The organism is Sphingomonas sp. (genome assembly GCF_031361285.1).
Classification (GTDB): domain Bacteria; phylum Pseudomonadota; class Alphaproteobacteria; order Sphingomonadales; family Sphingomonadaceae; genus Sphingomicrobium.
In genome coordinates this window covers 1-3,800 of the sequence record NZ_JANMCO010000120.1, presented here as the reverse complement: position 1 = coordinate 3,800, position 3,800 = coordinate 1, and the positions used below count along the sequence as shown (strand labels likewise).

Genomic DNA, 3,800 nt, shown 5'->3' with positions numbered 1-3,800 from the left:
GGGCACATCTCGGCATCGAATGGCCCGAGCTTAATGATCCCAATGTGAAATTGGCGGTCAATCAAACCCTGGTCCACGGCACCGTGCCGATCGACCAGGATGATGTGATCGCAGTCTTGCCACCGATGAGCGGCGGATGATCCGAGTACTCGAAGCACCATTCGACCCGGCGGAAGCACTGGCGACATTCATCGCCGGGGCCGGCGAAGGCGCGGTGATGAGCTTCGTCGGCATCGTTCGCGGCGCTGGCGGCGTCGAGACGCTGACGCTCGACCATTATCCGGGCTTTACCGAGGCCGAAATCACCCGGCTGGTCGACGCCTTGATCATTCGGCACCGCTTGTCGGCGGCGAGCGTGATCCATCGCTATGGGAAGATGCGTCCGGGCGAGCCGATCATGTTCGCGGCTACCGCTGCGCCGCACCGGCGCGCGGCCATGCGCGCGCTCGATGAACTGATCGACCGGCTCAAGACCGAAGCGCCGTTCTGGAAGAAAGAACGCCGCGACGGCAGCGATCACTGGCTTGAAGCCAGCGATGCCGATCGGACCGACGCCAAGCGATGGGTGGCCAGCGATGGATGACCAGCGAGTCGGCATCGCCGTCCTGACCATCAGCGACACGCGCGACGCGGAAAGCGATAGCTCGGGCGCGTATCTGGCGCGCGCCGCCGAAGCGGATGGGCATCGCCTGGCCGGCAAAGCGATCGTGCCCGACGACATCGACTCAATCCGTGCGGCGGTCCGGCGCTGGGCGGCCGATCCCGAGGTCGACGTGATCATTTCGACCGGCGGGACCGGTCTCACCGGCCGCGACGTGACACCGGAAGCGGTGCAACCGATGTTCGACAAGGTGATCGACGGCTTTGCCCCGGTCTGGCACCGCGTCAGTTATGACGGCATAGGTCTGTCGACCCTGCAGTCGCGCGCTTGCGCCGGGATTATTGACCACACTTTCGTGTTCTGCCTGCCCGGATCGAACGGGGCGGTGCGCGACGGCTGGACCAAGGTCATCGGGCCGCAGCTCGACCGCTCGACCCGGCCGTGCAATTTCGTCGAGATCATGCCGCGGCTGAGCGAGCAATGAGCGACTTGACCCACATCGGGCCGGACGGACGCGCGCGCATGGTCGATGTGTCGGCCAAGCCGGAGACCGAACGCGTGGCTGAAGCGCGCGGCCTGGTGCGGATGGAGGCCGCGACGCTCGACGCGATAGCGAAGGGCGCCATTGCCAAAGGCGAGGTTCTGCGCACCGCCGAGCTTGCCGGGATCATGGCGGCCAAGCGCGCCGGCGACTTGATACCGATGTGCCACCCGCTGCCGCTGAGCGCGGCATCCGTGATTGCCGAAGCCGACCCGGACCTTCCCGGAGTTCGCGTGGTGGCGCGGGTAACAACAGTCGGTCGGACCGGCGTCGAGATGGAGGCGCTCACCGCCGTCAGCGTCGCTTGCCTGACGATTTACGACATGGCCAAGGCGATCGATCGCGGCATGACCATCGAACGGGTCGAGCTGGTGGCAAAATCGGGCGGCAAGTCGGGCGACTGGCGGCGGACGTGAGCCTGATCAGCCTCGACGAGGCGCACGCCTTGCTGCTCAAGGATGTTCAACGGCTGGCCACGGAGACCGTCGCTCTCGACGACGCGCTCGGCCGCACCTTTGCGGAGCCAGTCGTCGCCGCCCACACCCAACCGCTTGAGCCGCGCGCGACGATGGACGGGATTGCTGTGGCCGCAATCGCGCCCGTGGTCGGCGACTGCTGGACGCTCACTGGAGAGGCGCTGGCAGGGGCGCCGGCCACCGCTCCGCTCGGGCCCGGCGAAGCGGTGCGCATCGCCACAGGAGGCGTCGTCCCGAAGGATGCAACGCGGGTCCTTCCCCAGGAGATACTCAACTTCACCGGGGATTCGGTGACATTGGCGAGCGAACCGGGGTCGGCGCCCTTCATTCGCGACGCCGGCGCCGATTTCACTGCCGGTGATGGCCTGCTTGACCGCGGAACGGTCGTTGGACCGGCTCAGATCGGGCTGATCGCCGCCGCCAATCGCGCGACAGTCAAGGTTGTGCGAAGGCCGCGCGTCACAATTCTGACCGCGGGCGACGAACTGGTCGCACCGGGCGCGGCGCTGGAAGCTGGCCGGTCGGTCGACAGCGCGAGCCATGCGCTGGCCGCCTTAGTCACATGCTGGGGTGGCGAGGCGCAGCTCTATCCGATCCTGCCCGATCGGCTCAACGAGATTACCTCCGCGTTGCGCGCGGCCGCACCCTTGTGCGACATCATCCTGTGTATCGGCGGCGCGTCGGTGGGCAAACGCGACTTGATGCGACCGGCCGTGGCAACAGCGTTTAGCGCGGACTTCCGATTTGAAGGGATCGCCGTGCAACCGGGCAAACCATGCTGGCATGCCCGCTCGGCGACGGCGAAGCTTTTGCTCGGCCTTCCGGGCAACCCGTCCTCGGCCTTCGTTTGCGCCCATCTGTTGCTCCAGCCGCTGATGCAAACGCTGGTTGGAAGGCCGGTCGGACAAGAACTCCAGCTCGCCTTTGCGGCTGTAGCGATTCCAGCAAACGGGCCGCGAGAGCAATATCTCCGCGCGACGGTAACGAGGGATAACGATGGCAGAATGCTCGTCGCTCCGGTCGAAAGCCAGGACAGCGGTTTGCAAGCCAATCTGGCCAAGGCGCAGGTGCTGATCCGTCGACTACCGCATGCCGAGGCGCTCGCGCCCGGGGACAAAGTGCAGATCGTCCAGCTATCGACGTCCTGACCAATTTAGATTTCTGGTGCGCTATTGTCGCGGCGCCAAGCTGACAGGCCTTTAAGAGACTGAAAAAATGGTGGGCGTGGCAAGGATTGAACTTGCGACCCCTGCGATGTCAACACAGTGCTCTACCACTGAGCTACACGCCCACGCTCGCGCGGCTTAGCGAGCGGGCCCCGCCGGTGCAAGGCGCGCGTTACCTTCTGCCAAAGCGCGCCTGGAACTCGTCGAGCTTGTGCGCGACCCCGGCCGGAATCGTCGCGGCGGTGCCATTGATCATCGCTGACCAGACCACCACGCCGCTCGAATCCGTCGCGCTCATGCCCAGCGACGGCGCACCATTCCACATCACCAGCCGGCCGGTCAGGTTGAGGGTGTTGCTCCGGCCTCCTCGCCGCACACTGAAGCCGCGCTTGCTGAGATCGGCGACGATCAGTTCGCTGGTCGCGCGAACGACCGGATCATAGGCCCGTTCGCTGGTCGCGTTGACGACGTCCGCCATCCCGACTTCCACCGCCGAAGGTCGCGCAAGCTGCGGTGCGACAAGCAGCAGGAGCAGGCCAGCGATCGCGGCCAGCGCGATGACGATGGGCCAACGCGTGGCCCGCTGAGGTCGCGGTTGAATTGTCGCCGCCAGGCGATAGCCACGCTTGGGGATGGTCTCGATCAGCCGCGGTTCACGGGCATCATCGCCCAGCGCCCGGCGCAGCTGGCCGATGACCACCGCGACGCTATTCTCGCTCAGATTGCGGCCATTCCAGACGCCCGCGATCAATTGCTCCTGGCTGATCACCGCGCCTTCCGCCTCGCGCAACAATTCGAGCGTGCGCGCCGCACGTGGTTCAAGGCGGCGCAGATCCGGCCCCCGACGAAGCTCGCCGGTCGCTGGATAGAAATCCCAGCTGCCGATCCGGAAGCTTCCGATCTTGCGCTCGATATTCATGGATTCGCTTCTAGCGCGGCGGCGCACCGGCGGCGAGAGCGATCGCCGCCCGGCCACCCCATCATCAAAAGTTTAGGCAATCTTGATTTGTATTCGC

General features: G+C 65.7%; 6 protein-coding genes and 1 tRNA gene. 5 read left to right on the top strand and 2 right to left on the bottom strand.

The window, feature by feature from the left end:
* Positions 1 to 44 precede the first annotated feature (44 nt).
* The 5 genes from RMO25_RS13855 to RMO25_RS10420 are packed head-to-tail and all read left to right on the top strand — an operon-like array spanning position 45 to position 2,766.
* Complete coding sequence (locus RMO25_RS13855) at positions 45 to 140, top strand: MoaD/ThiS family protein (protein ID WP_405051871.1); 96 nt, start codon at positions 45 to 47, stop codon at positions 138 to 140.
* Entirely contained in the window at positions 137 to 583 is a 447-nt protein-coding gene (locus RMO25_RS10435; RefSeq protein ID WP_309662538.1) for a molybdenum cofactor biosynthesis protein MoaE, read from the top strand. Before RMO25_RS13855 ends, RMO25_RS10435 begins: the two co-directional genes overlap by 4 nt.
* Positions 576 to 1,085 (top strand): molybdenum cofactor biosynthesis protein B, encoded by a 510-nt coding sequence (moaB, locus tag RMO25_RS10430; RefSeq protein WP_309662537.1) that lies wholly within the window; start codon positions 576 to 578, stop codon positions 1,083 to 1,085. Before RMO25_RS10435 ends, moaB begins: the two co-directional genes overlap by 8 nt.
* Positions 1,082 to 1,558: a cyclic pyranopterin monophosphate synthase MoaC gene (gene moaC, locus RMO25_RS10425; protein ID WP_309662536.1), complete on the top strand. Its 477-nt coding sequence runs from the start codon at positions 1,082 to 1,084 to the stop codon at positions 1,556 to 1,558. The genes moaB and moaC overlap by 4 nt, the downstream gene beginning before the upstream one ends.
* A complete protein-coding gene (locus RMO25_RS10420; protein ID WP_309662535.1) occupies positions 1,555 to 2,766 on the top strand; it encodes a molybdopterin molybdotransferase MoeA in 1,212 nt (403 codons plus the stop codon). Before moaC ends, RMO25_RS10420 begins: the two co-directional genes overlap by 4 nt.
* Positions 2,767 to 2,834: 68 nt before the next feature.
* Here RMO25_RS10420 and RMO25_RS10415 read toward each other — a convergent pair.
* Together RMO25_RS10415 and RMO25_RS10410 are read right to left on the bottom strand one after the other, a co-directional pair.
* Positions 2,835 to 2,909 (bottom strand) — tRNA-Val (locus tag RMO25_RS10415).
* 47 nt (positions 2,910 to 2,956) lie between these two features.
* Positions 2,957 to 3,703 (bottom strand): winged helix-turn-helix domain-containing protein, encoded by a 747-nt coding sequence (locus RMO25_RS10410; protein WP_309662534.1) that lies wholly within the window; start codon positions 3,701 to 3,703, stop codon positions 2,957 to 2,959.
* Positions 3,704 to 3,800: the final 97 nt, after the last annotated feature.

What these genes read in the sequence shown, in the direction of transcription:
- RMO25_RS10435 (WP_309662538.1), top strand. Translation starts at nt 137, where the DNA reads ATGATCCGAGTACTCGAAGCACCATTCGACCCGGCGGAAGCACTGGCG.
- moaB (WP_309662537.1), top strand. Translation starts at nt 576, where the DNA reads ATGGATGACCAGCGAGTCGGCATCGCCGTCCTGACCATCAGCGACACG.
- moaC (WP_309662536.1), top strand. Translation starts at nt 1,082, where the DNA reads ATGAGCGACTTGACCCACATCGGGCCGGACGGACGCGCGCGCATGGTC.
- RMO25_RS10410 (WP_309662534.1), bottom strand. Translation starts at nt 3,703, where the DNA reads ATGAATATCGAGCGCAAGATCGGAAGCTTCCGGATCGGCAGCTGGGAT.